General features: G+C 29.2%; 24 protein-coding genes. 1 reads left to right on the plus strand and 23 read right to left on the minus strand.

Annotated features, from left to right (window positions below; translation table 11 throughout):
* Nucleotides 1–148 precede the first annotated feature (148 nt).
* The 23 genes from nadR to ACO409_RS05835 form a co-directional block, all read right to left on the minus strand.
* Complete coding sequence (gene nadR / locus ACO409_RS05725; RefSeq protein WP_485555644.1) at nucleotides 149–1,201, minus strand: multifunctional transcriptional regulator/nicotinamide-nucleotide adenylyltransferase/ribosylnicotinamide kinase NadR; 1,053 nt, start codon at nucleotides 1,199–1,201, stop codon at nucleotides 149–151.
* Nucleotides 1,202–1,477: 276 nt separating this feature from the next.
* Complete coding sequence (locus tag ACO409_RS05730) at nucleotides 1,478–2,914, minus strand: DNA recombination protein RmuC (RefSeq protein ID WP_485555646.1); 1,437 nt, start codon at nucleotides 2,912–2,914, stop codon at nucleotides 1,478–1,480.
* A 67-nt stretch (nucleotides 2,915–2,981) separates the two neighbouring features.
* Complete coding sequence (locus ACO409_RS05735; RefSeq protein ID WP_485555648.1) at nucleotides 2,982–4,580, minus strand: YihY/virulence factor BrkB family protein; 1,599 nt, start codon at nucleotides 4,578–4,580, stop codon at nucleotides 2,982–2,984.
* 34 nt (nucleotides 4,581–4,614) lie between these two features.
* On the minus strand, nucleotides 4,615–5,805 hold the full coding sequence (gene thiI / locus ACO409_RS05740; RefSeq protein ID WP_485555649.1) for a tRNA uracil 4-sulfurtransferase ThiI: 1,191 nt from the start codon (nucleotides 5,803–5,805) through the stop codon (nucleotides 4,615–4,617).
* A 27-nt stretch (nucleotides 5,806–5,832) separates the two neighbouring features.
* Nucleotides 5,833–6,981, minus strand: coding sequence for a cysteine desulfurase family protein (locus tag ACO409_RS05745; protein ID WP_485555651.1), 1,149 nt, complete (start codon nucleotides 6,979–6,981; stop codon nucleotides 5,833–5,835).
* Between the two features lie 424 nt (nucleotides 6,982–7,405).
* Nucleotides 7,406–8,218 carry a pyridoxine/pyridoxal/pyridoxamine kinase gene (gene pdxK / locus ACO409_RS05750; protein ID WP_485555653.1) on the minus strand — a complete coding sequence of 271 codons (813 nt, stop codon included), beginning with the start codon at nucleotides 8,216–8,218 and terminating at the stop codon, nucleotides 7,406–7,408.
* A gap of 57 nt (nucleotides 8,219–8,275) precedes the next feature.
* Nucleotides 8,276–9,151 (minus strand): methylenetetrahydrofolate reductase [NAD(P)H], encoded by an 876-nt coding sequence (gene metF / locus ACO409_RS05755; RefSeq protein ID WP_485555655.1) that lies wholly within the window; start codon nucleotides 9,149–9,151, stop codon nucleotides 8,276–8,278.
* Between the two features lie 545 nt (nucleotides 9,152–9,696).
* Complete coding sequence (locus ACO409_RS05760; RefSeq protein ID WP_485555657.1) at nucleotides 9,697–10,899, minus strand: argininosuccinate synthase; 1,203 nt, start codon at nucleotides 10,897–10,899, stop codon at nucleotides 9,697–9,699.
* A gap of 23 nt (nucleotides 10,900–10,922) precedes the next feature.
* Nucleotides 10,923–11,522, minus strand: coding sequence for a peptidylprolyl isomerase (locus ACO409_RS05765; protein ID WP_485555659.1), 600 nt, complete (start codon nucleotides 11,520–11,522; stop codon nucleotides 10,923–10,925).
* Between the two features lie 60 nt (nucleotides 11,523–11,582).
* Nucleotides 11,583–11,987, minus strand: a complete 405-nt coding sequence (locus ACO409_RS05770; RefSeq protein ID WP_485555661.1) for a MarR family transcriptional regulator — start codon at nucleotides 11,985–11,987, stop codon at nucleotides 11,583–11,585.
* Nucleotides 11,988–12,336: 349 nt separating this feature from the next.
* Complete coding sequence (gene dapB / locus ACO409_RS05775; protein WP_485555663.1) at nucleotides 12,337–13,071, minus strand: 4-hydroxy-tetrahydrodipicolinate reductase; 735 nt, start codon at nucleotides 13,069–13,071, stop codon at nucleotides 12,337–12,339.
* 109 nt (nucleotides 13,072–13,180) lie between these two features.
* The gene (gene gloA, locus ACO409_RS05780; protein WP_060917743.1) at nucleotides 13,181–13,564 is read right to left on the minus strand and encodes a lactoylglutathione lyase; all 384 of its coding nucleotides are present in this window, start codon (nucleotides 13,562–13,564) and stop codon (nucleotides 13,181–13,183) included.
* A 31-nt stretch (nucleotides 13,565–13,595) separates the two neighbouring features.
* On the minus strand, nucleotides 13,596–14,591 hold the full coding sequence (locus ACO409_RS05785) for a DUF4912 domain-containing protein (protein ID WP_485555665.1): 996 nt from the start codon (nucleotides 14,589–14,591) through the stop codon (nucleotides 13,596–13,598).
* Nucleotides 14,592–14,665: 74 nt separating this feature from the next.
* Entirely contained in the window at nucleotides 14,666–15,055 is a 390-nt protein-coding gene (gene atpC, locus ACO409_RS05790; RefSeq protein WP_485555667.1) for an ATP synthase F1 subunit epsilon, read from the minus strand.
* Nucleotides 15,056–15,204: 149 nt separating this feature from the next.
* The gene (atpD, locus tag ACO409_RS05795) at nucleotides 15,205–16,602 is read right to left on the minus strand and encodes a F0F1 ATP synthase subunit beta (protein ID WP_485555669.1); all 1,398 of its coding nucleotides are present in this window, start codon (nucleotides 16,600–16,602) and stop codon (nucleotides 15,205–15,207) included.
* A gap of 70 nt (nucleotides 16,603–16,672) precedes the next feature.
* Nucleotides 16,673–17,533: an ATP synthase F1 subunit gamma gene (gene atpG / locus ACO409_RS05800; RefSeq protein ID WP_485555671.1), complete on the minus strand. Its 861-nt coding sequence runs from the start codon at nucleotides 17,531–17,533 to the stop codon at nucleotides 16,673–16,675.
* Between the two features lie 15 nt (nucleotides 17,534–17,548).
* The gene (atpA, locus tag ACO409_RS05805) at nucleotides 17,549–19,054 is read right to left on the minus strand and encodes a F0F1 ATP synthase subunit alpha (RefSeq protein ID WP_485555673.1); all 1,506 of its coding nucleotides are present in this window, start codon (nucleotides 19,052–19,054) and stop codon (nucleotides 17,549–17,551) included.
* 18 nt (nucleotides 19,055–19,072) lie between these two features.
* On the minus strand, nucleotides 19,073–19,600 hold the full coding sequence (atpH, locus tag ACO409_RS05810; RefSeq protein WP_485555675.1) for an ATP synthase F1 subunit delta: 528 nt from the start codon (nucleotides 19,598–19,600) through the stop codon (nucleotides 19,073–19,075).
* 1 nt (nucleotide 19,601) lies between these two features.
* On the minus strand, nucleotides 19,602–20,090 hold the full coding sequence (gene atpF, locus ACO409_RS05815; RefSeq protein WP_485555677.1) for a F0F1 ATP synthase subunit B: 489 nt from the start codon (nucleotides 20,088–20,090) through the stop codon (nucleotides 19,602–19,604).
* Nucleotides 20,091–20,177: 87 nt separating this feature from the next.
* Nucleotides 20,178–20,414 carry an ATP synthase F0 subunit C gene (gene atpE / locus ACO409_RS05820; RefSeq protein WP_485555679.1) on the minus strand — a complete coding sequence of 79 codons (237 nt, stop codon included), beginning with the start codon at nucleotides 20,412–20,414 and terminating at the stop codon, nucleotides 20,178–20,180.
* A gap of 139 nt (nucleotides 20,415–20,553) precedes the next feature.
* Nucleotides 20,554–21,450 carry a F0F1 ATP synthase subunit A gene (atpB, locus tag ACO409_RS05825; RefSeq protein WP_485555681.1) on the minus strand — a complete coding sequence of 299 codons (897 nt, stop codon included), beginning with the start codon at nucleotides 21,448–21,450 and terminating at the stop codon, nucleotides 20,554–20,556.
* A gap of 422 nt (nucleotides 21,451–21,872) precedes the next feature.
* Complete coding sequence (gltS, locus tag ACO409_RS05830; protein WP_485555683.1) at nucleotides 21,873–23,114, minus strand: sodium/glutamate symporter; 1,242 nt, start codon at nucleotides 23,112–23,114, stop codon at nucleotides 21,873–21,875.
* A gap of 298 nt (nucleotides 23,115–23,412) precedes the next feature.
* Nucleotides 23,413–24,651: a glycoside hydrolase family 10-like protein gene (locus tag ACO409_RS05835; protein ID WP_485555685.1), complete on the minus strand. Its 1,239-nt coding sequence runs from the start codon at nucleotides 24,649–24,651 to the stop codon at nucleotides 23,413–23,415.
* Between the two features lie 349 nt (nucleotides 24,652–25,000).
* Between ACO409_RS05835 and ACO409_RS05840 the strand changes: the two genes are divergently transcribed.
* Nucleotides 25,001–25,300, plus strand: a 300-nt coding sequence (locus tag ACO409_RS05840) for a hypothetical protein (RefSeq protein WP_485555687.1), incomplete at its 3' end; no start/stop codon positions are given.

The following is a 25,300-nucleotide window of genomic DNA, read 5'->3' on the forward strand; positions in this document are numbered from 1 at the left end:
TATATATTATCATAAATGATTTTATTTGTCAACTACTTTTTTGATTTTTTTTTAGTGGCGTGTTGCATAATTGACTGTAATGCTGATTTTATCTAGAAAAATAGGTTAAAAAAATTTTTAAATATATTTTATTGTTTTTTTGATTTTCTTAACTTTCTAAATAATTATTTATTATTTGAATACTTTTTACATAATTTTCTGTAAGGCTTTTATTTGTTTTATGAAATAACTCAATATATTTTTGATTATTTTCCTTTAATAATTTTTGTAATATCTTATCATATTTAAAATCTTGAATTTTATTTGAAATATTTTTTATATATATCAGCACATCGAAACTTGTATGTTTTAAAAAATCTTCTACTACAGGATGCTTTTTGCCTGTTTCAAGAATTGAAAAAGATTGTAAAGAATAAAAATCTGAATCGATAAAACTTAATTTTTCTGCATTTTTTATAGAATCTATTATTCTTCTATTATGTTCATAAGCTATATTGCTATAATCATCATATTGAAGATTATCTACATTATTTTGCAACTCCTCTTTTATGTATTCTTTTTTATAGTCTTTTACATAAGTTGTATTGTAATAATTTGATAATTTATGGGTTAAGTTAGTCTTTCCTGAATGTTGCGAGCCTATTATTGCAACTTTTAACACAAAAAATTCTCTTACATATTTAGGAATAAAAAACCAGTTTTTATAGGGATTTTTCCTTATTTCTGTTGCACTTATATGAAAATTATTTCTATTTATATCTATTATTTTAATTTTTAAATCTTTATTAAATGTATTTTCAAAATTTGGCAATGTTAAAAAATTATTTTTGTAATTTTCTACATCTTGAGTTTCATTTGTGAAAATTACATCTATTTTTATATTATTTTTTAATAATGTTTCCTGTACTCTTTCACTCCATAACTTCCATCCATTTGGGTAAAATGGAATTCCATCTTCTGCCAAATGTATAATCTTTATGTTCTTTTGATGTTTAAAAGTTTTTTCCACAAACCTAAGGCGATCTTTTATAGTCGGCATTTTTTTCATTCTTGACTCTTCAAAAAGTTTTTTATCTCTATCATTATCACTACAGACAATAACATATAAGTTTTCCACAAAACCGCTTGCTTGCTGTATAAAATCAACGTGCCCAATGTGAAGTGGATAAAATTTCCCGAATATTATTCCATTTTTTAACATCTTAAATTTTCTCCTTTTTCTGTTTTTTTAGCCATTTTTTAAATTATAAAATTTCAATAAACACAGCATTCTTGAATTTTTAACTATTACTTTTTTCAATATTTGACAAGAAATCTTAAATTTTTGAGATTATAAATATTGCTGTTATTTATTTTGATCACTTTTATTTTTATAATCATCTGTTATTTTTTATTTAAAAGTTTATAAATTTTAATTATTGCAATTTTTTAATTTAGAATTTTTTATTATTTTGATAAAACAAATATTTTACTTAATTTAATTTTCAGTAATTTTATTTTGTACAGTTTCAAATATATTTTGCGGATTTTTATCAAATTTGACGTTTGAAATTGCTGTAAAACGTTTACTTATTTTATTTGAGGTTGTTGTAATATCTTTTACATCTTTTGAGACTTTTTCAATATCTTTTTGAAGACTGCTCCAACGGGTTTGGTATCTTGTAAATTCTGCATTTAATTTTTCAAGTTCCTGTTGAATAACACTTGCATATTTATCACGTTCTAAATTTGTCATTATAACTTGAATTACAGTTAATACTGATATTAACGTCGTAGGCGAAGCTATTCTTACATTTTTTTTGTAGGCGTATTCTATTATGTCAGTGTGATAGGCATTTATTTCAGCAAAAATTGCTTCAGCAGGTAAAAATAGTACTGCCTGTTCACTTGTTTCATTTTTTATTATATATTTTGAAGAAATTGCATCTATATGTTTTTTTAGATTATTTGAAAAATCTTTTCTTGCATTTTCCCGTTCAATTCGTGATAATTCGTTATTGTACATTTTTCTGTAATTTTCTAGTGGAAATTTTGAATCAACTGCGATATTTCCTAATGGTTCGGGTGTAAAAATAATTGAGTCGACTATTGTTCCATTTGAAAGTTTATATTGCTTTTGATAAAGTTTGTCGTTTTTTTCTCCAAAAACTGATGCCAAAATTTGATAAAGCTGAACTTCTCCAAATATACCCCGGCTTTTTTTGTCAGTAAGAACATCTTGAAGCGAAACAACGTTGCTTGACAATGCTTCAATTTTTTTCTGTGCCTCATCAATTTTACTAAGTCGCTCCAAAACATTTCCAAAAGTTTTTGTCGTTTCTTCAAAACCTTTTGACAAACGTTCTTCTACTTTTGTATTCATCAAATCAAGTCTATTCTCCACCTTTTGATTTAGTTTTTCAAAATTCTCGTTTATATTTTTATTAAGAACATCCTTAAATTCATTTATATTTTTTGTAAGCCTATTATTATTTTCATTCATAACTCCAGTCAATATTGTATTATTCTCATTTAATCCCGTTGACAGCTTTTGAATAGCATTATTCATACTTTCAGTCAAAAGTCGACTACTTTCTGTATGATTTTTAGATAAAAGCTGGTTGTTTGTATTTATCGTTCCATTTATATTTTGCCCCAATTCATTAAATCTTAAAAGAAGTTTTTCATTATTTTCTGACAAAAGTATTCCAATACTGTTTGTTCCTTCAAGCAAACTATTTTTTGTACCTAAATTTATTGACTTTTCAATTTCATCAAATTTTCTTTTACTTTCTTCAAAATTTTGTAGATTATTTTCATTAATCTGATTTAATATTATCTTTTCCAAATTTTCATTGTTTTTTTTATTTAAAAAAATAATTATTATAGCCGTTATAAAAATATTTATAATTATTGCCAGTATTAACAACATCATTTTACATTCTCCTTCCTATAAAAATTATGCAAATATTTTTAATAAAAATAAATTGAAAATTTTAATCCTAGAAAAATTTCCAAGTTCCATCTTCATATCTAACCTTTTTTTTATCTTTTTCAGGATCTTCCATTTTTAATGTATCTGGCTTTTCTTCAGTTTCGTCTTCATCTTTTTTTTCTTCTTTTATTTTTTCTTGTGAATTTTTTAATTGAAAATTTTTATCCTGCTGTTTTGGTTCTTTTGAAATTTGAAAATCTATTGTTAATTCTTCTGATTTTCTTGGCTTTACAGAACGTACAGAATTTTCAGTATGCTCTGTTTCTGAAGATGATTGTGGTTGTTTTTGAGGTTCATTTTCACTTTCAATTCTATTTATGTTTTCATTTTCAGAATTTTCAATTTTTTTCATTGCCAGTTTTTCTCTTATTTTTTCAAGCAATTTTTCATCTTCTTCATTTAGATTATCAAAAATATTTTCGTAATGTTCAATATTCTTAGTATCAAATTTTCGCATAAACTCTCTAATTGTTATAGTTTCAGGACTGTAGGCAACTTGATATTGGCTATCAGAGTTTTTATCATAAAACACTTCATTTATAAATCCCATTTTCTCTAGATCAGAAAGCACTTCTTTTACAAAAAATACTTCCATTCCAAGTCTATCAGTCAATTTTTGATATGTAAAGGCTTCCTTTTTTTCTATAAAATTTTTGATAATTAATGATAAAATCAATATTCCTGCTTCTCTTTTTATTTTTATCGGCATTTCAATTTTTTCATTATACAAAAACTCATCTGAAGTCTGTATTGAAAAAGCTATTTGAGCACCAAGTAAAATCGTTACCCAGACATATTGTACCCAAATTAGAAAAATCGGTATTAATGCAAGACTTCCATAAATTATATTATACTTGGTAATTGAAGACTGTAACAGCAAAAATAGTAATTTCCATCCAAAAGTAAGTGCCGTTGTTACAACTCCTGCAAAAACTGCTGGTTTTATTTTCACATTGGTATTTGGAATAATATAAAATAAATAACTAAATAAGAGAATGTATGTTGCAGGGCCCAAAAATCCAATAAATAAATTTATTAAAATAGCATTATTAGGAGAATTTTTTGATACTTGTTCAATTACAAATGAATTTAGGGCTGATAGTAGAACAAAAAATATTGGTCCTAAAAATATAATTGCAACATAGTCAACTATTCTTCTTGTAAGTGATCTTTTTTTATTTATTTTCCAGATTTTATTAAATGAGTTTTCAAGCATTATAAGAACTTTTACTGCAGAATAAATCAAAATCACAATCCCTACTCCAGTCAATATGCTACTTTCAGTTGATAAAAGCAGTCTTTGAGCTATGTCAACAATTAATTTTAGAAAACTATTATTTCCAGGCCATAGTTCAAAAAACTTTTGTATAAATATCTTATCTAATCCAAAACCTTTTGTAATTCCCAGTACAAGGGCAACCACGGGAAAAATTGCGAGAAGTGAATAATAAGTCAGAGAAATAGCAAGTATTTGAGTTTCACCATCTCGATAATTTCTATAAATTAAATAAATTATCTTTTTTATTTCATCTATTTTTCTTTTAAATCCTAGTTTAGATTTCTCTATTTCCTTTTTCTGTTTTTTTAAATCTTTTTTTTCTTTCATAATTTTCTCCATTATTATTTTTTAAAATTTACTCCTATCCAAAATTAAAATATTCCTTCTCTTCAAAAATTTCATCCATAATTTCATCATAATTTTCAATTTTTGCTTCTTCAGCTAGAACATCTTCTAATTTAGGATTTGTAACTGGATGCTTTGGTGCAAAAATTACACAGGAATCCTCATAAGGTTCAATAGACTTTTCATAAGTTTCTATTTCCTTTGCAATTTCTATTATTTCTGTTTTATCCATCCCGATAAGTGGTCTAAATACTGGCAGTTTTTCTACTGAAGCATTTGTACAAGTAAGACCTCCCATTGTTTGAGAAGCGACTTGTCCAAGGCTTTCTCCTGTAATTAAAGCCTGATATTGCATAGTATTTGATATTCTTTCAGCTAGACGCATCATAGCACGTCTTGTCAAAATTGTAGCTAGATCTTTTTTTGTCTTTGTATTTATCGCTTCCTGAATTTTCAATATATTTAATGAATAAAGTCTTGTTTTTCCAACATAAAGCGACAAAATATTTGTCAGTTCCTTTACTTTTTCAAGAGCCTGCTGACTTGTAAACGGAAAACTATGAAATGTTACGAAATTCAGACGCATTCCTCTTTTTGCCATCATAAAAGAAGCAACGGGACTATCTATTCCTCCAGATAAAAGCACAAGCCCTTTTCCAGTCGATCCAAGTGGAAGCCCGCCATAAGTTTTTATTCTATCTGTATAAATATAAACATTTTTTCTAATATCAACATTTATCATAATATCAGGATCCTTCATCTTAACCTTTTCAAAAGGACTGTTTACAAGTACATAAGCTCCCAATTCACGTGCATAATCCATAGACTTCTTCTCAAATCCCTTGTTACTTCTATTAACTTTTATTTTAAATGTCCTAGCACCTTGTTCATAAGCATAATTTGCAAATTCCAGCACCTTTTCCTTAATAAATTCATCATTTCTTTCAACTTTTGCTGACTGATTAAGCCCAACTATTCCAAAAACTTTTTTTAATTTATCCGTTATTTCCTCTAAGTTTTCAGGATTTATTAAAACATATAATTTTGACAAGTCATCAAATAATTGGTAATCAAATCCTTTTAGCACCTTGTTAATTTTATTTCGTAATTTTTTTTCAAATTGTCCTCTATTTTTCCCTTTTAATGATAGCTCTCCATAAGAAAGCCCCACCGCATTCAATAAATTTTTGTCAGTATAATTGTTCATTTTTTCCCTTCCTATATTTTATAAATTTTACTTCATTTTCCTAATTCTTTCTACACTTTCCTTCAGTCTTTTTACAACTTCATCAATTTGCTCTTCTGTATTTTCACTTGAAAAACTAAATCTTATCGCTCCATCCAGTTCCGACTGATTAAGCCCCATAACTTCCAGTATTCTGCTATTCCCTTTTTTAGAAGAACAAGCTGAACCTGTGGAAACATAAATTTGATACATTCCTAAAAAATGTGTCAGCACTTCGCCCTTTGTCCCTCTAAAAGATATATTCAGAACTTTTGGACTTGATTTTTGCAAATCAAGCAAAGAATTTAACTTAACATCGGTAATTTCTTCACATATTTTATCTGCAAGCATTTTTTTTATTTTTTGAGAATGTTCCATTTCCTTTTTATCTTCTTTTTCCAAAATTTCCACAGCCTTTGCAAATGCTAGAATCAATTCTGTCGGCATCGTTCTCATTACAATTCCATTTTCCGCATTTGACCCAAAAACTACATTAGTAATCTTAACACGTTTGTTTACATAAATTGCCCCGATTCCCTTTGGTGCATGAATTTTATGCCCGCTTACCGTTATCGCATCCACAGGGATTTTATCAAATTTTATATTTGTACATCCAAATCCTTGCACAAAATCAGTATGAAAATACGTATCTCTATTTTTATCCCGAATAATCTTAGAAATTTTCTCCAAATCCTGAATTGCCCCTGTTTCACTATTTACAGCACCCACAGAAACTAGCATTGTATCTTTGCGAATCATATTCTCCAATTGCTGCAAATTTATAAATCCATCCTTGTCAACATCCAGATAATCAACTTCAAAACCAGCATTTTCATAATGTCTAAATACTTCATAAACAGATGGATGCTCAATTTTTGTAGTAATCAAATGTTTTTTGGTACGAGAATTTGCATTAATAATTCCCTGCAGCAAAAGATTATTCCCATCTCCACCACCTGCCGTGAAGAAAATTCTGTCAGCTTCCACCTTTAGATAATCAGCCACAATTTTTCTAGCTTTTTTTACTTTTAAAAGAATTTTATGAGAAAAATCATGAATTGCATCAGGATTTGCATAATTTTCCTCCATTGTCTGAACTAGCACATCTATAACTTCTTTATACGGCTTTGTGCTAGCAGAATTATCTAAATAAATCATTCTTCCTCCTTATCAATTTTTATCAATCATCATTTAAAACTTCAATTAACACAGATTCTATTATTTTTCGATAAAAATCCTTAATTTTTATAACCTTTACTTTTATAATTTTTTGTTTTTTTATTTCATAAAAAATTATATTATTTCCTAATTTTATTCAATATTTGATTTACTTTTACATTATACTATATTTTGAAAAAATTATCAAAAATAAACTTCTTATGCTAAGTCTCATTTAAAAATACTAACAAGTGATCTTGAGTCAGCTCTCTGTTTAAATAAAAAATAGTATTACAAGAATATCTTTAAAATTTTAAAATAAAAATATACTAAAATAAAAAAAGAGAAAACAAACTGTAAAATTAGATTACAATAAATTTTCTCCAAATTATTTTTATCCTTTAGTTTTTTATACTTCAAAATATTATTTTAATGCAAATGCCTTATGGTTTAATGGTCCAGTATAATCATTTAATTTAAAAGATTGCTTTAAGGCTTCGGCTATTAATTTTTTAGTTGTGGCAACTGCTTGAGATACTGTTGCTCCTTTGGCAATTTCCGCAGTTATTGAAGCTGAAAATGTACATCCTGCCCCATGATTCCATTCTGTATCTATTTTTTCAGATTCAAAAAATTCAAAATTATTTCCATCGTATAAAATATCTACAGATTTATCTCCTGCAAAAAACTTTCTTCCTTTGATTACAACATTTTTAGCACCTAAATCGTATATTTTTTTAGCTGCTTTCTTTGCTTCTTCAATTGTATCTATTTTTTCCATTCCAGCTAACTGCGCTGCTTCAAATAGATTTGGAGTAACAACAGTTGCATAAGGCAGCAAACACTTTTTCATTGCATCTACATTTTCTGGAAAAAGATTTTCAGTTGATCCGCTAGTTACTTTACAAACCATGACAGGATCAATAACAATTGGATTTTTTAAATCCTTTAAAACAGAACCCACACATTCAATAATTTCTACTGTTGGAAGCATTCCAGTTTTTAATGCATCTACTCCAATTCCATTTATAACAGTATCAATTTGCTCTTTAATAACATCCACTTCAACTGGAAAAACCTTATGTGCCCATCTATTTCGTGGGTCCATTGTAACAATAACTGTAAGGGCATTCATCCCATAAACTCCTCTTTCTTGAAAAGTCTTCAAATCTGCTTGTATTCCAGCTCCTCCGCTTGTATCAGATCCTGCAATTGTTAAAACTTTTTTTATAGACATAACCTTACCTCCTATTTTGCATCTTACTTGTTATGTTTGATAAATTTTTTATTAAACTCATCTTGCAAATTCAATATTTTTCATAATTTCTTTAGCAATTTCAGACTTATTCATCGTATAAATATGAATACCTCTAATTCCATAAGCCAGTAATTCTATAATTTGTTCACTTGCATACATTATTCCCGCTTTTTTCATAGATTCTGGATTATCTCCATATTTTTCCAGCAACTTATCTAATTTTTCAGGTACAGAACATTTTGAAAGCTCAACAATTCTTTTTATTTGTTTTGCATTTGTAACTGGCATAATTCCTGCAATTAACGGAACTTTTATATCCAATTTTTCAACTTGTTCCTTAAATTTAAAAAAAACATCATTGTCAAAGAACATTTGTGAAGCTAAAAAGTCAGTACCAGCCTCAACTTTATTTTTCAAATGAAATAAATCAACTAAATCATTATTTTCATAATGAGTTTCAGGATAAAATGCACCACCAATTGAAAAATCATTAAACTCACTGTTTTTTCTCAAATCGCTAATTAACTCTGAAGCATATTTATAATCTCCTCTATTATAAATATCTTCTGTTTCCCCTTGCGGAACATCTCCACGAAGTGCCAAAATATTTTCTATATTATATTTCTTTGCTTCTTTCAAATAATCGTTAATTTCACTTTTTTTACTTCCAACACAAGTTAAATGAGCCAATACTTCCGTCTTTAGATTATTTTTAATATGTGAAGCCATTTCAATAGTCCCACCTTTGGTCTTCCCTCCAGCACCATACGTAACGCTTATAAAATCAGGCTTGTATTGTACTAATTCAGCCGTTACATCCTTTAATCTCTCTTCAGAAAAATTTTTATTTGGCGGAAAAATCTCAAAAGAAATCAAATGCTCCTTTTTCTCAAACAAATCTTTTATTCTCATAAATCCTCCCAATTTAAAGTATTTTTTATTATTTTTAAAAATTTATAAAATCCCATTAATACAATATTTTTTATTTCCCTCATATTTATTTAATTTTAAAACAAGGATTTTTAATTTCTAGTCACACAAATGCTTTGTTATTTAATTTGTAAAACTTTTTACTTTTATAGCTATTTTTTTATTTATTTCAAAACAAATCTACTATTTAAATAGAAAATATACCCAAGCTCATTCAAAATTAAACTATTAAAAGTTATATGAACTTAGGGATTGAGCAAAATAGCCATAACTTTTGAGTTCACCTTTAAATCAATTTTACTATAATATCACTTACATTTGTACTATCAATTCTTCTATATTGTACTACAAAAAATCCATTTTGTAAATTTTTAAACTATATTTTTTAGTTTTTGTTTGTAATAAATTTTAGTTATAGCAAAATTCTATTTTAATTATAAAAAAATAAGTTGGATTTTTTGATAAATAAAAAAGTACAAAAAAAGAACTCCCAAAATTGTTTAATTTCAGGAATTCTTAACTAAAATTTATTTATGTTTTTTGTAAGATCTAATTCTATTTGGAAGTGAGAATAATTTTATAAATCCTTCTGCATCTTTATGACTATACAATTCACTTGCACCAAATGAAGAAATTTCTTCATCATACAATGCAAAATCAGTAAATCTTCCAGCAATTTTTATGCTTCCCTTATATAATTTTAATCTTATTGTACCAGTTACATTTTTAGAAGTTTCATCTACAAATGCATCAAGCCCTTCCCGAAGTGGTGTAAACCATTGTCCTGAATATGCGATACTTGCATATTTTTGTGATACTAATTTTTTAAATTCAAAAGTATCTTTGTCAAAAATTAAAGTTTCCAGTTCTTTTAATGCTTCCATTAATACTGTTCCACCTGGTGTTTCATAAACCCCTCTTGACTTCATTCCAACTAATCTATTTTCTACAATATCAATTACACCAACACCGTTTTCTCCAGCAATTTTATTTAATTTTCTTAATAATTCTACAGGTTCTAAAGCTTTTCCATCAACTTTTACAGGCCAACCTTGTTCAAATGTAATATCAACATAAGTTGGTTTGTCTGGTGCTTTTTCGGGTGGAGTTGTCATCATATAGACAATATCTTCCTTATGTTCATTTTCAAGATTTTCAATATCTCCACCTTCATGTGAAATATGCCATAAATTTTGATCTCTCGAATAAATTTTTTCTTTTGTTACACTTATTTTTATACCTTTTTTTTGTGCATAATCAATTGCATCTTCTCTTGAAGAAATATCCCAAATTCTCCAAGGTGCAATTATTTTTAGTGAAGGATCTAATGAAAATACTCCTGTTTCAAATCTAACTTGGTCATTTCCTTTTCCAGTACATCCATGGCAAATATATGCCGCTCCTTCTTTATGGGCCACATCTACCAATGCCTTAGAAATTAATGGTCTTGCAACCGAAGTCCCTAAAAGATATTTGTTTTCATAAACTGCTCCTGCTCTTAATGCACGAAATGCATAATCTCTCACAAATTCTTCTTTTTTATCTTCCACATAAACTTTTGAAGCTCCTGACTCAATAGCTTTTACTTTTACTGCTTCCATATCATCATCTTGCCCTACATCAACGCAACATGCAATTACGTCCAAATCATAATGTTCTTTTAGCCAAGGTATGATAATTGATGTATCAAGTCCGCCTGAATAAGCTAAAACTACTTTTTCTTTTGCCATACTTTTTTATCCTTTCTTAACTTTTAAAATTTGTTTGGAAAATTTTTCTTTAATGTTTTATTCCAATTATCAACTCTATTTTTTTGAGTTTTTAGAAATGCATCAACATCTCCTTCAACTACAACTTTTTTCATTATATCTCCATTTGATAATTTTTTTACGACTTTTAAATCATTATCTGACTCAACTTCTCCAAAAATTGTATGATGCCCATTTAGCCATTCTGTTGGAACAGTTGTAATAAAAAATTGACTTCCGTTTGTTCCAGGCCCTGCATTTGCCATAGCTAATTTCCCTGCTTTTGAAAAATTTAGTCCATTATCAACTTCATCTTCAAACTGATATCCAGGTCCTCCAGTACCAGTTCCAGTAGGATCTCCACCTTGAGCCATAAAGTTATCAATTACTCTATGAAATTTTAATCCATCATAATATCCCTTTTTAGCTAAATTTACAAAATTTGCTACTGTTACAGGTGATTTTTCAGGCAATAAATTTATATTTATATCACCTTTTTCAGTTATAATTTTTACTTTCATCTTATATTCCTTACTGTATGATATCACACCTGCCATCATTACCACTAAAATTGACAGCATTAACAATGATATTTTTCTAATCATACATTCCTCTCCTTCTCACTATTATTTCAAATGCACTTACACACTTTCAAGATACTTTTATTATTTTCCGTTAAATACTGTTGGATATGTCTTATCGTTATTAAATGCCCAAGAACCAGTATAATAATAACTGTTGTCATCTGAATTATAAACTAAGTCTTTACCTGCCTTCAAATGCATATATTTATATTTTTTCAAATATTTCTCAGCTTTTTTAGTATCTTGAACTAACACTCCAACTTTTACATTTTCATAAGTTTCACCATCAAATACACATTTTTCAAAGTTTACATCTACTCTAGAATAATTCTTACCGTCTACTTTTTTAAATTCACTATGTTCTTTTGGAACATTACAATAAGAATCCTTTTGAAGTTTTGCTGTTTTTTCGTGAACATTTTTATTTTCTCCAGCTGCAAACATTGTCATAGAAATTGCAAATAATACTAAAATACTTTTTTTCATAATAAGTTTCCTCCTAATTTTATATATTCGAATCTCTTTGATCTGAACCTTTTGCTTTTTATGTGCAAAATTTTTGGGTAGCATAGCCTTAATAGGCAACTAAATTTATTAAGCTGCCCCCCTCTTATGGTTCTTATATCTAAATATTGATACTCCTAGCTCTTTTTGTCACATTTATATGTATTTAATAAATTTGGCTCTAAAGTGCTTTGTTATAGTATAGCATAATTTCTCTGATTTTTCCATTTTTTCTTATATTTAGCGATAGTAAAAATTTTAGTAACATGTTTTATCTCTAATTCTTCCATGATTATCAGATGCTATTTTGTTTAATAATATTTTCTTATTCCTATAATCCCAATACATCCTTCATGGTATAAAGCCCTGCCTTTTTTCCAAAAAGAAATTCTGCAGCTCTAACTGCACCATCTGAAAACATTTTTCTTGACAATGCTTCATGCTTTATCTCAATTATTTCGTCATTTTTAGCATAAATCACAGTATGTTCTCCCACAATGTTTCCGCCACGAATAGCATGAACTCCTATTTCTTTTTCAGCACGTTTACTATGCCCTTCTCTTCCATAAACTGTTCTGTAATCTTTTCCATTGTCATCCAAGTTTTCTTTCACAATTTTTAACAAAGTATTTGCCGTACCGCTTGGAGCATCAATTTTTCTATTGTGATGTTTTTCAACTATTTCAATATCAAAATCTTTTAACAATTTTGTTGCAAAAGATACAATTTCATTGACAATATTTACTCCAACCGAAGTATTTGTTGCTTTAATTATTGGTATTTTTTTTGATGCTTCCTCAATTTCCTTTATTTGAGATTCAGAATGTCCAGTTGTAGCGATTAATACTGGAACTTTTTTATTAATTCCTGCTTCCAGCACATCTTCCAGAAGGCTAAAATGTGAAAAGTCTATAATTGCATCAAAATCCACATTATTTTCCTTCAAATTTTTAAAATCTCCATTTCCAAGCGGATCAACAAATCCAACAAATTCATTTCCAGAATTTATTACAGATTCTTTCACATATTGTGCCATAACTCCAGCACCATAAACTACTATCTTCATCTAACAATCTCCTTATATTTCAAGTTCAACTTTTTAGCATTATTATAAAAGACCGAAAACCTCGGCCTTTTTATATTGTTTTATCACAATTACTATTACTTAATATTTTTTATTTTGCACGAATTACTTCCATACGATAACCATCTGGATCTGTTACAAAATAATAATGTCCTGGTTTTCCAGGCAATCCCTTAATATCAGTTGTTTCATATCCAAGTGCCTTATGTTTTTCATTATCTCCTTCCAAATCATCCGAAGCAATTGCAAGATGTGAAAAACCATCACCAATTGTATATGGTCCGTGACCATAATTGTAAGTTAATTCAATTTCAAAATGTTCACCTGGAAGAGCCAAATAAACAATAGTAAATTTATGTTCTGGATAATCCATACGGCGATCTTCTTTAAATCCAAATGCCTTTTCATAAAATTCAATAGATGCTTCCAAATTTTCTACACGTAAACAAGCATGTAACATGTTTAAAATAGCCATTTTATCCCTTCCTTTTCATTTTAAAAATATTTTAACTACTTCTTGAACCACTCATATCAAGTTTAAGATGAGGCAATTTACCTTTTATCACTTTTCTTTCAATTAATGATTCTGAAGCTCCTACTTTTGTTAATCTTTCCACAACTTCAATTATAAATTCATCATTTTCATCTAAATCAAGATCAGCAGGCACTCCTAAAAGTTCCCTTCCTTCTGGTGTTGAAACTGGTGTATTTATGTATTTTATAAGTTGATTTGTATTTTCATCATATCTCACAGTTCCCCATAATAAATCAATATTGTCAGAAACTTTATCATTTGGTGCAATAGCTTCTACTGAATGAGCTACTTCCGAAAAGTTTCCGTACTGATCTTCATATCCGATAAATACTTCGTAATTTTGATTTGCGTCAATTTCAGTAATATAATGTGAACCTATTCTTTCGTGTCTTATAATTTTTCTGTATTCATGTCCATCTTTATAAAGTTTTATAACTATATTGTCAATAACTCCATTGTTTGATGCTAATCTTTCATATGTGTCATCACGAATTTCCCAGTACATATATAATGTTGTAGGATTTTTTGGCATTAACACAATTTCATCTACAAAATATGCTGCTGGCAATGGAGCCTTATCGAAGTAAATATCATTTTGGTTGGATTTTCCATCAAATTCAACACCTTTTGCATATTTTGAACGGTTAATTTCAGTTTCTATGTATCTACGTCTTATTTGATCTGGAGAAATTTTTTCATAATCAAAATCCAAGTTACTCAAAATTCTTCTATATTTTTTTCCTAAGATTCCTAATAGCTTTTTATTTCTAAAATTTCTATAAAATGTTCGACTTTTTTTCATTAAAAAATATTTTACTAAAATTCTTTCAATGATTTCTTTTTCAATAATTTCAAATGAAATTAATTTTTCTAATTTTTTAAATTTCTTTTTTTTGTTTCCAATTAATTTTTCGTTCACGTAATTTCTATAATGTGTTCTTTTTCTATTTTTTTTAACTTGCTCCATTCCCATTCCACCTTTACAATATTATTTAACTATTATTCATATTAATTATAACACATTTTTTAAATTTTTAAAATTTATTTTTTACTTAAATTACTTTGAATACGTTTTTTTGTTCCTAAAATATCTCGATCTTCTTTCACTTTTTGATTTTTAGCTTTTTCGATAGCTACTTCTCTTGCCATTCTCTCTGCTTCAGCTTTAGTTGCCTCAACTATATTTACTCCCAAAATAACAACTTTGTCCTGTCTAACTTCTAAAAATCCACCTTCTAGATAATATGTAACATCTTCTTTATCTTTTTCACGAACAAGCATCTCACCCGCACCAATAGGTGTTATATAATTAATATGTTTTGCAAGTATTCCAATATCTCCACTTTCTGTACGTAATTTTACAAATTCGACAGGCTTTTCAAAAACAAGTCTTTCTGGAGTTACTGCTTCCAAAATAAATTCTGCCGCCATAAAGCCTCCTTCCATCGATTTTTACAAATGTGGACTGCTCCCATTTATATAAATCCTACGACTTCTTGCTATCTTTTTGTTAAAAAATTTTTATTGGAAAACAGGGAATAAAAAATCCCTGCTTTCTTTAATATAATTTTTAAAATTAATTATTCACTCATCAATTCTCTTGCTTTTGCAACTGCATCGTCAATCGTTCCAACATATAGGAATGCTTGTTCTGGCAAATCATCATGAAGTCCTTCCAGAATTTCTTTAAATCCACGTATTGTTTCTCTTAATGGAACATATTTTCCTTTCATTCCTGTAAATTGTTCTGCCACAGAGAACGGTTGCGAGAAGAATCTTTGAATTTTTCTGGCACGGTTTACTGTCAATTTATCATTTTCATCCAGTTCATCCATTCCCAAAATTGCTATAATATCTTGTAATTCTTTATATCTTTGCAATACTTTTTGAGTTTCCCTTGCAATTTTATAATGTTCATTTCCAACAATTTCCGGTTCTAGGATTCTTGAAGTTGAATCAAGCGGATCTACTGCTGGATAAATTCCAAGTGATGCAATTTGTCTTGATAATACTGTAGTTGCATCCAAATGGGCAAATGTTGTTGCTGGAGCCGGATCTGTCAAGTCATCTGCTGGTACATATACAGCCTGAACTGATGTAATCGAACCTGTACTTGTCGATGTTATTCTTTCCTGCAAAGCTCCCATTTCAGTTGCCAAGTTTGGTTGATATCCTACAGCTGATGGCATTCTTCCAAGAAGTGCAGACACTTCTGAACCTGCTTGAGTAAATCTAAATATATTATCAATAAATAAAAGTACGTTTTGCCCTTCTTTATCTCTAAAATATTCTGCCATTGTAAGTGCTGTAAGTCCAACTCTTAATCTTGCACCAGGTGGTTCATTCATTTGTCCATACACTAAGGCTGTCTTATCAATAACTCCACTTTCAGTCATTTCATTATACAAGTCACGTCCTTCACGTGTACGTTCTCCAACTCCTGCAAATACAGAAAGTCCTCCATGACCTTTTGCAATATTATTAATTAATTCTTGAATTAATACTGTCTTTCCAACTCCTGCTCCTCCGAACAGTCCAATTTTTCCACCTTTTAAGTATGGAGCTAATAAATCTACCACTTTTATTCCTGTTTCCAATATTTCTGAATCAGTTCCTTGTTGTTCAAATGAAGGTGCATCCTTATGGATTGATTCCCTCAAAACTTCTGCATCAAGTTCCTTGCCATCATCAACTGTCTCTCCAAGTACATTGAAGATTCTTCCAAGTGTAGGTCTTCCAACAGGAACTTGAATTGGCTTACCAGTATCTATAACTTCTAGCCCACGTCTCAATCCTTCAGTTCCAGACATTGCAACTGCTCTTACGACGTTATTTCCGTTATGTGCATGAACTTCAGCTACTAGCTTTTCGCCATTTTCATTATATACTTCAAGTGCATTGTAAATATCCGGCAATTCTTTTTCAAATTTTACATCAATAACCGGTCCAATTACTTGAACTAATTTACCTTTATTCATCGGTTAAGTCTAACCTCCTTCTTAAAATTTTGCTCTTTTAATTTTGTTAATATTTCTATTAATTTAAAAATTACTGTACACCTAATGAACCACTTATTATTTCTGTCAGTTCCTGTGTTATTTTTCCTTGTCTTTCACGATTATACTGTACTTCCAAGTTTCTTATCATTTCAGAAGCATTGTCATTAGCCTGCTTCATCGCTGACATTCTGGCCGAATGTTCACTTGCCGAATTTTCAAGCAACGATTGATACAGTTTTATATTCAGCACTTGTGGCACAAATGAATTTAATACTTCTTCCTCTGATGGCTCAAATACATATTCCTTTGTCGGCAATCCTTCCTTTTTCTCAATTGGAAGCAATTTTTCCACTTGAATATTATACTCAACTGCCGATACAAATTTTGAATAAATCATATAAACTTCATCATAAAAATCATTTAAGTAAAACTGCACAACATCTTCACTAATTTTTTTCCCAGTTTCAAACATTGTCTCAGGAATCATCTGTGTATATTCGCTATCCACGTTAATATCCCGATTTTTACAATATTCTTTAGCCTTTCTTCCAATTGTTATAACTGAAACATCCTTGCCTTCCTTTTGGAATTCCTTCTTCATGCTTTCAAGCCTTCTAAAAGTATTTGAGTTAAAACTTCCGCAAAGTCCTCTATCCGACGTCATCACAATAATTCCAACCCTTTTAACTTCAGGCTTTCCATCAAAAATTACAAATTTATTTCCTTTTAGACTCGCAACAAGATTGTCAAAAGCTTCTTCCACAGCACGTGCATAATTTCTTGACTTTAAAGTAAGAACTTGAAATCTCTTAAACTTAGTAGAAGATACTATATTCATTGCATTTGTAATTTGACTGGTATTTTTTACGCTGTCAATACGTTCTTTTATTTCTTTCATATTTGCTGCCATATATTTTCACCTGCTTTACCAGACATATTCTTTTTTATAGTTAATTATAAATTCGTCAAGTTTATTCTTCAAGTCATCATTTAGCGATTTTTTCTCCAAAATTTCATCTAAAATATTTGAATCATTTTTGAATGCTCCTATCAAATCTTTTTCAAATGTTCTCAATTTTTCATTTGGAACATCATCAAAATATCCATTTGTTACGCAATAAAATGAAATTACTTGTTCTTCGACTTTATATGGACTATATTGAGGCTGTTTTAGTACTTCCATAATTTTAGATCCACGATTAAGCTGATCTCTAGTAGCTTTATCCAAATCTGATCCAAATTGTGTAAATGCCAGCAATTCATTGTATTGCGCAAGTTCCAGTTTTACTTTTGAAGCAACTTGCTTCATAGCCTTAACTTGTGCCGCTCCTCCAACCCGTGATACTGAAACTCCTGCATTTATCGCTGGTCTAAATCCAGAATTAAACAGATCTGTTTCCAAGAATATTTGTCCATCTGTTATTGAAATAACATTTGTTGGAATATATGCTGAAATATCTCCAGCCTGTGTTTCTACAATTGGAAGCGCTGTAATCGAACCTCCACCTAATTTATCACTTAATTTTGCCGCTCTTTCAAGAAGTCTTGAGTGAAGATAGAATACGTCTCCTGGATATGCTTCCCTTCCTGGTGGACGTTTCAATAATAATGACATTTCACGATATGAAACGGCATGCTTTGATAAGTCATCATAAACTATCAATACATCTTTTCCCTGATCCATAAAATATTCACCCATAGCAACCCCTGAATATGGTGCTAAATATTGAAGTGGTGCTGATTCTGAAGCAGTTGCCGCAACAATAGTTGTATATTCCAATGCACCTGCTTCCTCCAATTTTTTATAAATTTGTGCAACAGTCGATCTCTTTTGCCCAATTGCTACATAAATACACAAAACATCATTATTTTTTTGATTTATAATCGCATCAATTGCAATTGCTGTTTTACCAGTTTGTCTATCTCCGATTATTAATTCTCTTTGTCCTTTTCCTATCGGGAACATTCCATCTATCGCTTTAATTCCAGTTTGCATAGGCTGTGTAACAGGTTTTCTGGCAATAATTCCTGAAGCCTGTCTTTCAATTGGCATATATTTATCAGCTGTTATTGAACCTTTTCCATCAATAGGATTTCCAAGTGCATCAACAACTCTTCCAAGCAGCTCATTTCCTGCTGGAACTTCAGCTACTTTTCCCAATCCTTTTACTATGCTTCCTTCTTTTATTCCTTGTGTTTTACCAAAAATTACTGCTCCAATGTTACTTTCTTCCAAGTTTAGTGCCATTCCGATAGTTCCATTTTCAAACTCCAAAAGTTCTCCTGCCATAGCATCACTTAATCCGTAAATTCTGGCAATTCCATCTCCCACTTCCAAAACTGTTCCAGTATTAGAAATATCCAATGAACTTTTGTAATTTTCAATTTCGCTTCGGATTATTTTACTTATTTCTTCTGGCTTGATTCTCAAAGAAAAGCACCTCCGTTTCTAAAAATTTTTCTTTATTTCATCAATTTGATTTTTTATTGAACCGTCAATAACCTCGTTACCAATTTTTAAGATTCCTCCACCTATAATTTCTTTGTCAACTTTAAGGTCAAGAACGATTTTTTTCTTATATTTTTTTTCAAGTTTCTGTGTTAACAGAATCTTTTGGTTTTCCGATAGCTCCTTTGCAAATATAGCAGATACTGGAAGCTTGTTATTTTCATCATAATATAGTTTTAAAAAATATTCTTTTATTTCCTCAATTAGTGATAATCTTTGCTTTTTCACGATATATTTAACTATTCCAAGTGCCTCGCTAGATACGTGATCAAAAGATTTCTCTAAAAATCTTTCTTTTTCTGGAATTTTCTTTAGAGGATCTTCCAAAATTTTTCTAAATTCTTCCTCTTCTTTATAATTTTCCATAAGAATATTTAATACTTCCCTAACTTCATTTATGTTGTCAGAAGATTTTGCTATATTGTAAATTGCCAATGCATATCTTTTTGCAATCTCATCACTAGCCATTCTAATCTCCTATCTCATTAATAAACTTGTTTATAGTCTCGTCTTGCTTTTCATCAATATTTTCCTTGATAATTTTTTCTGCAAGTTCAACTGCCATTTCTCCAACTTCCTTTTGAAGTTCAAATTTAGCATTTTGACGCATTTTTTCAATATCCGCTTCTGCTTTCATCATCATTCTTTCACGATTACTCATAGCTAGCGATATAATTTGATCTTTTCTGTCATCAGCTTTTCTTTCAGCTTTTATTAAAATGTCATTGGCACGTCTTTTAGATTCTTTTTTTAGTTTTTCTATTGACTTTTTCTGATCTTCTAGTTTTTCTTTTTCATTTTCAACAATTTCCATTTCAGATAAAGCCATTTTTTTTCTATCCTCCAGAACTTTACCAATTTTTTTTCCAAAAGTTCGTGAAAAAAAATAGACTAATACTATAAAGTTTATTATTTGGATAGCCATCGTGAAATCGATGTTTATTAATTTTCCTCCCATATTTACTCCTTAACTTTGAGAAATTAACTTGATTTACATATTAATCTTATTTTTGTTTCTCTAAAATTGATATTTTCTGCTTTTCTATTATCCTTTTAAGAAAATTAACAAGAAAGCTACTACTAATGCATAAATTGCTGATGACTCTGTAATTGCAAGTCCTGTAATCAATGTTTGCATAATATCTTGTTTAGCTTCAGGCTGTCTTGAAACTGCTTCTACTGCATAACCAGTCGCAATTCCTTGACCTAATCCTGCTCCAATTCCTCCTACTACTGCTATTCCTGCCCCTAATAAAGCTGCTGCTTGAACTAATCCTTCCATTATTCTTTAATCCTCCTAATATTATTTTATTTTTTTATTATTAAAGCTAATTTATTAAACTAACTTTAGTTCCATAATGCTCTTATCTATACAAAATACTAACTTTGAATATATAAAAGAATTACAAAACCATAATTTTTTATTCCTCTTCACCCAATGCTTCACTTACATAAACTGATGAAAGTATCGTAAATACAAACGCTTGCACAATACCGATAAACAAATCCAAATAAAGTTGTATAAGCATAGGCCATCCAACTGAAAAGGAAAAACTTCCTTTTAACATATCGTGCGTTAATAACTGAAGCAGTCCTCTACCAACAAGGCTATACAAAAGTCCCACTATTACAAGTCCTGCAAGCATATTACCAAATAACCGCATTGAAGTATTTAAAACTTTTGAAAAAATATCTACAACATTTAACGGAAACATAAACCACATTGGCTCAAATAGTGATTTTATATACCCTCGAAGACCCCTCTGCTTTATAGATACCGCCAAAAAAATGATAATTACCACAAGTGACAGTCCAATTGTCGTGTTTGGATCTGCTGTTGGCGTTCTAAAAAATGGCTTTACCGTTCTGATTCCATCTTCCTTTACTACCATCATAACAAATGGAAATAGGAATGTGCTTAAATTTGAAAACATTATAAATGCAAATAATGCCGAAAAAAACGGTACATAAGATTTTTTATGTTTTCCAAATGTAGTCAGGAAAGTATTTTCAATGAAATGATAGTATTCTTCCATCACAATTTGCATTTTACCTGGATTTTCAACATTTGCATTCTTTGTTCCCGCTCTTACGATAAACATTATTATAAGCATAATTACCCATGTATTAACTACTGTCTGGCTAAGCGAGAACTTAAAGCTTCCCAGTACAAAATTAAAATAGTGCGGTGCTTCTACAAGCGAACTTGGCGACTCAAATTTTACTGGCAATAATGTCGATATAATTGATAAAATCACATTTACAATAACCATCATAAGAAATAGGAAGCCTAAAAACTTAAAAATTTTATTTTTCATGGATTTCCCTCCTTTCCCTCAACTTTGAGTAAAGATTTAAAAAACTTTGTTACATAACGTTATTATACTCCAATTAAAATTTTTTTGCAAATTTTATTATAACTTAATTTAATCCTTTATTTATAGGATATTTCTCATATTTTTTTAAAAAAAATAACAAATTATTTAAATCACTTATACTTTTTTTCTAAATATATTCAAATCCATTAGAAATTAAATTGTTAAAAAATTATCTAAACTTGGTATTCTAGTAAACTATTCATTATTTTTTAGTTTAGCTTTAAATAAGTTTTACTATAGCACATACTTAGATTAACTTAAATTTTGAAAGGAAATTCTCTTTCTTAATTATTATCATACAAAAAAAAATAACTTACATAGTTCTCGTTGACAACTAAGCTATTCTTTTTTTATACTAAATTCTATTTAAAAAACTGTGTAAATACAGTAATAATACTGATATTGACAAAATCAATAAACAGTGATCCAACTATAGGAATTACAAAAAATGCCATTTTTGAGTAAACATATTTTTCTGTAACAGCTTTCATATTTGAAATACCATTTGGAGTTGCACCTAATCCAAATCCACAATGTCCAGAAACCATTACAGCCGCATCATAATCTGATCCCATTGCCTTAAATGTTACCAAATTCAAGTATATATACATTAATATAACTTGCAGTATTAACAAAATAAACACTGGAAGTGCCAAATCAATAAGTTCCCATAATCTTAAAGTCATTAGCGCCATTGCTAAAAATAAGTTAAGTGCTACATCTTCAAGAATACTTATTTCTTTAATTGGTGCATTCAAAGCTTTTACGTTATCAGATAAATTCCGGATAATCGCTGCAACAATCATTGGTCCAATATAAATAGGAAAATGTGCTTCAAAATTTGTAAAACTCATAAGATAATCAATAAACATTGATAAATAAGAACCTATTCCCATTGCAATTAAAATATAAAAAAACGCCATTGAAAAACGCTCTCCATCAAGGTAAGGCTTTTGTCTTTTTAAAACTTCCTCATCAATATCTTCATCAGCATGATTTACTCCATCTTTTTTAAAATGTTCAGGCAATAATTTATGTTTAGTAATAAGTCTGCTGGCAATAGGACCTCCCATTGCAGATCCTACAATAAGTCCAAAAGTTGCCGATGCAATTGCAATTGCATTTGCCCCTTTATATATCGGACTAAGAGCTTCAATTGTAGGTGCAACAGCTGCTGAAGTACCATGTCCACCAGTCATTGGAGTAGACCCAGTCATCAATGCAAGCAATGGTGGAATCCCTACAAATTTTGAAGCTATAACCGCAACAAAATTTTGCATAACACATAACCCTGCTGCAACAAATAAAAAGATAACAACTTTTTTTCCACCTTTTTTCAACACTTTAAGACTGGCATTAAATCCTACGCTTGTAAAAAACATTACCATAAAAAACTTTTGAAGAGTATCGTCAAATTTAATTTGAGCTATATTCGTCTGCCTAAAAATAAAAACGATTATTGAAAACAAAAATCCACCAATAACCGGAGACGGAATACAATATTTTTCAAAAAATCTAATTTTTTTTCTAAGTTTCATTCCTATTAAAAGCAGAATAACTGCCAATCCGATTGTCTGGATCATATCCATATTAATCTTAACCATAAACATTATCACCTCGATCTAATTTTTTTTTTCACAATAATTTATTATACTATAAAACCTAAGAAAGTGCAAACTTAAAAATATAGACAAAGTAAAAAATAAAATATAGATTATACAGTAAAACTAATTTAAAACTGAACTCAAAAATTATGGCTACTTTACTCTAAAAAAAACTTTTTTTTATTTTAATTGAATTTACATAAAATAAAAACCAGTACCATTGAAGTTTTTAAAACTCTTTTGATACTGATTTTTACTAATTTTTTTATTTCAATTTCAAATTATTTTTTTTTAAAAATCATTGATTTTCAATATTAGCATAAGGTCCTTGAGCTAAGCTATTTGTAGCATTTTTAGGATTTGTTAATAATGACTTGTAGCTAAAGAATATACTTCCTTTTACTTCTGGATAATTTCTGTTGAAATTTACTTGATTTATTAATTCTTTTGCATTTTTCCAGTCGTTTACTTTATAAGCTGCTTGCCCAATATATAAATCTGTATTTGTTTGTCCGGCATATTTACTCCACCATTTTACAAGTGTATTATATTCAGCAGCTTTAAATCCTTGATTCCAGTAAATTTGTGGTGCAACATAATCTATCCATCCTTTATTCATCCAAAGTAAAATATCTGCATACAAATCATCATAATTTTGCACACCTGCAGTTGTAGCAGAACCTCTTGATGGATCAGTAGAAGCATTTCTCCATACTCCAAATGGACTTATTCCAAATTCCACATTTTCATTTTCTTTTTTTATAGCTTTATGTAATTTTTCAATTAATCTATTTACGTTATCTCTTCTCCAGTCTCCAATTGAGGCAAAATTTTTACCATATTTTTGATATTGTGCTGAATCAGGATATTCTTGACCTTTGACTTTATATGGATAAAAATAGTCATCCATATGAACTCCGTCAACATCATAATTTTTTACAACTTCAACTATACTATCTACAACATAATCATCAACTTCAGGAATCCCTGGATTTAAATAAAGCTGTCCTCCATAAGAAACTGTCCATTCAGGTTTTTTACGACCAATATTATCTTTTGATAATTTATCTCTTGATCCAGATGTCGAAAGTCTGTATGGATTAAACCAAGCGTGAAATTCGATTCCTCTTTTATGTGCTTCTTCCACCATAAATTTTAATGGATCATAACCAGGATTTGCCCCTTGAGTTCCAGTCAAATATTCAGACCAAGGTGAATATTTTGAGGGATAAAAAGCATCACCTGTTGGTTTTACTTGTACAAATACTGCGTTCATGTTCCATTTTTTTACGTTGTCAAGAATTGTCAAAAATTCTCTTTTTTGTTGCTCTACACTAAGACCCTTTTTAGATGGCCAGTCAATATTACTTACACTAGCTACCCATACACCTCTTAACTCCCTGCTTTTTGTTACTTTCTGATTATTAACTTTTGCTGCATTGTTACGACTTCCTACTGTAATATTGGAAGCATTTAATGTGGCTGCCGTTAAAACTGTAATTGCTAATAATGATATTTTTCTTAAAATTGTTTTCACCTATTTCTCCTTTCTGAATGTCAAATCTTCACTATAATTTTAGTACATTTTTTACAAATTTTCAATATCTATTCTTATTTATTTTATTTTAATTTTTTCTTTTTCAGTATTGACTTTTTCTAAAAAGTTGGATATTATTATATTATAGTAAAATTAAATTTAAACTCAATATTACATAAATTACACTTCATAAAGCAAAAAATATTCAACAGACAAATTAAAATATCAAAAATTAATTTAAAAAAGATAAAAATCATATAATTATAACTGAAAGACAATATAAAAAAGAAAAAAATTAGCTAAATTAATATTATCAAAAGAATAAATAAAAAATTAGAAGGAGAAAAAAATGGAAAAAAATGAAAATCAAAATAACAAAAACTTTAATCCTATGAATCAAAATAATCAAAATCGGAATAATGGAAACTTTAATCCTATGAACCAAAATAACCAAAACCGGAATAACGGAAACTTTAATCCTATGAACCAAAATAACCAAAATCGGAATAATGGAAACTTTAATCCTATGAACCAAAATAACCAAAATCGGAATAACGGAAACTTTAATCCTATGAACCAAAATAACCAAAATCAGAATAATGGAAACTTTAATCCTATGAACCAAAATAACCAAAATCGGAATAATGGA

Source organism: Leptotrichia sp. (genome assembly GCF_057270615.1).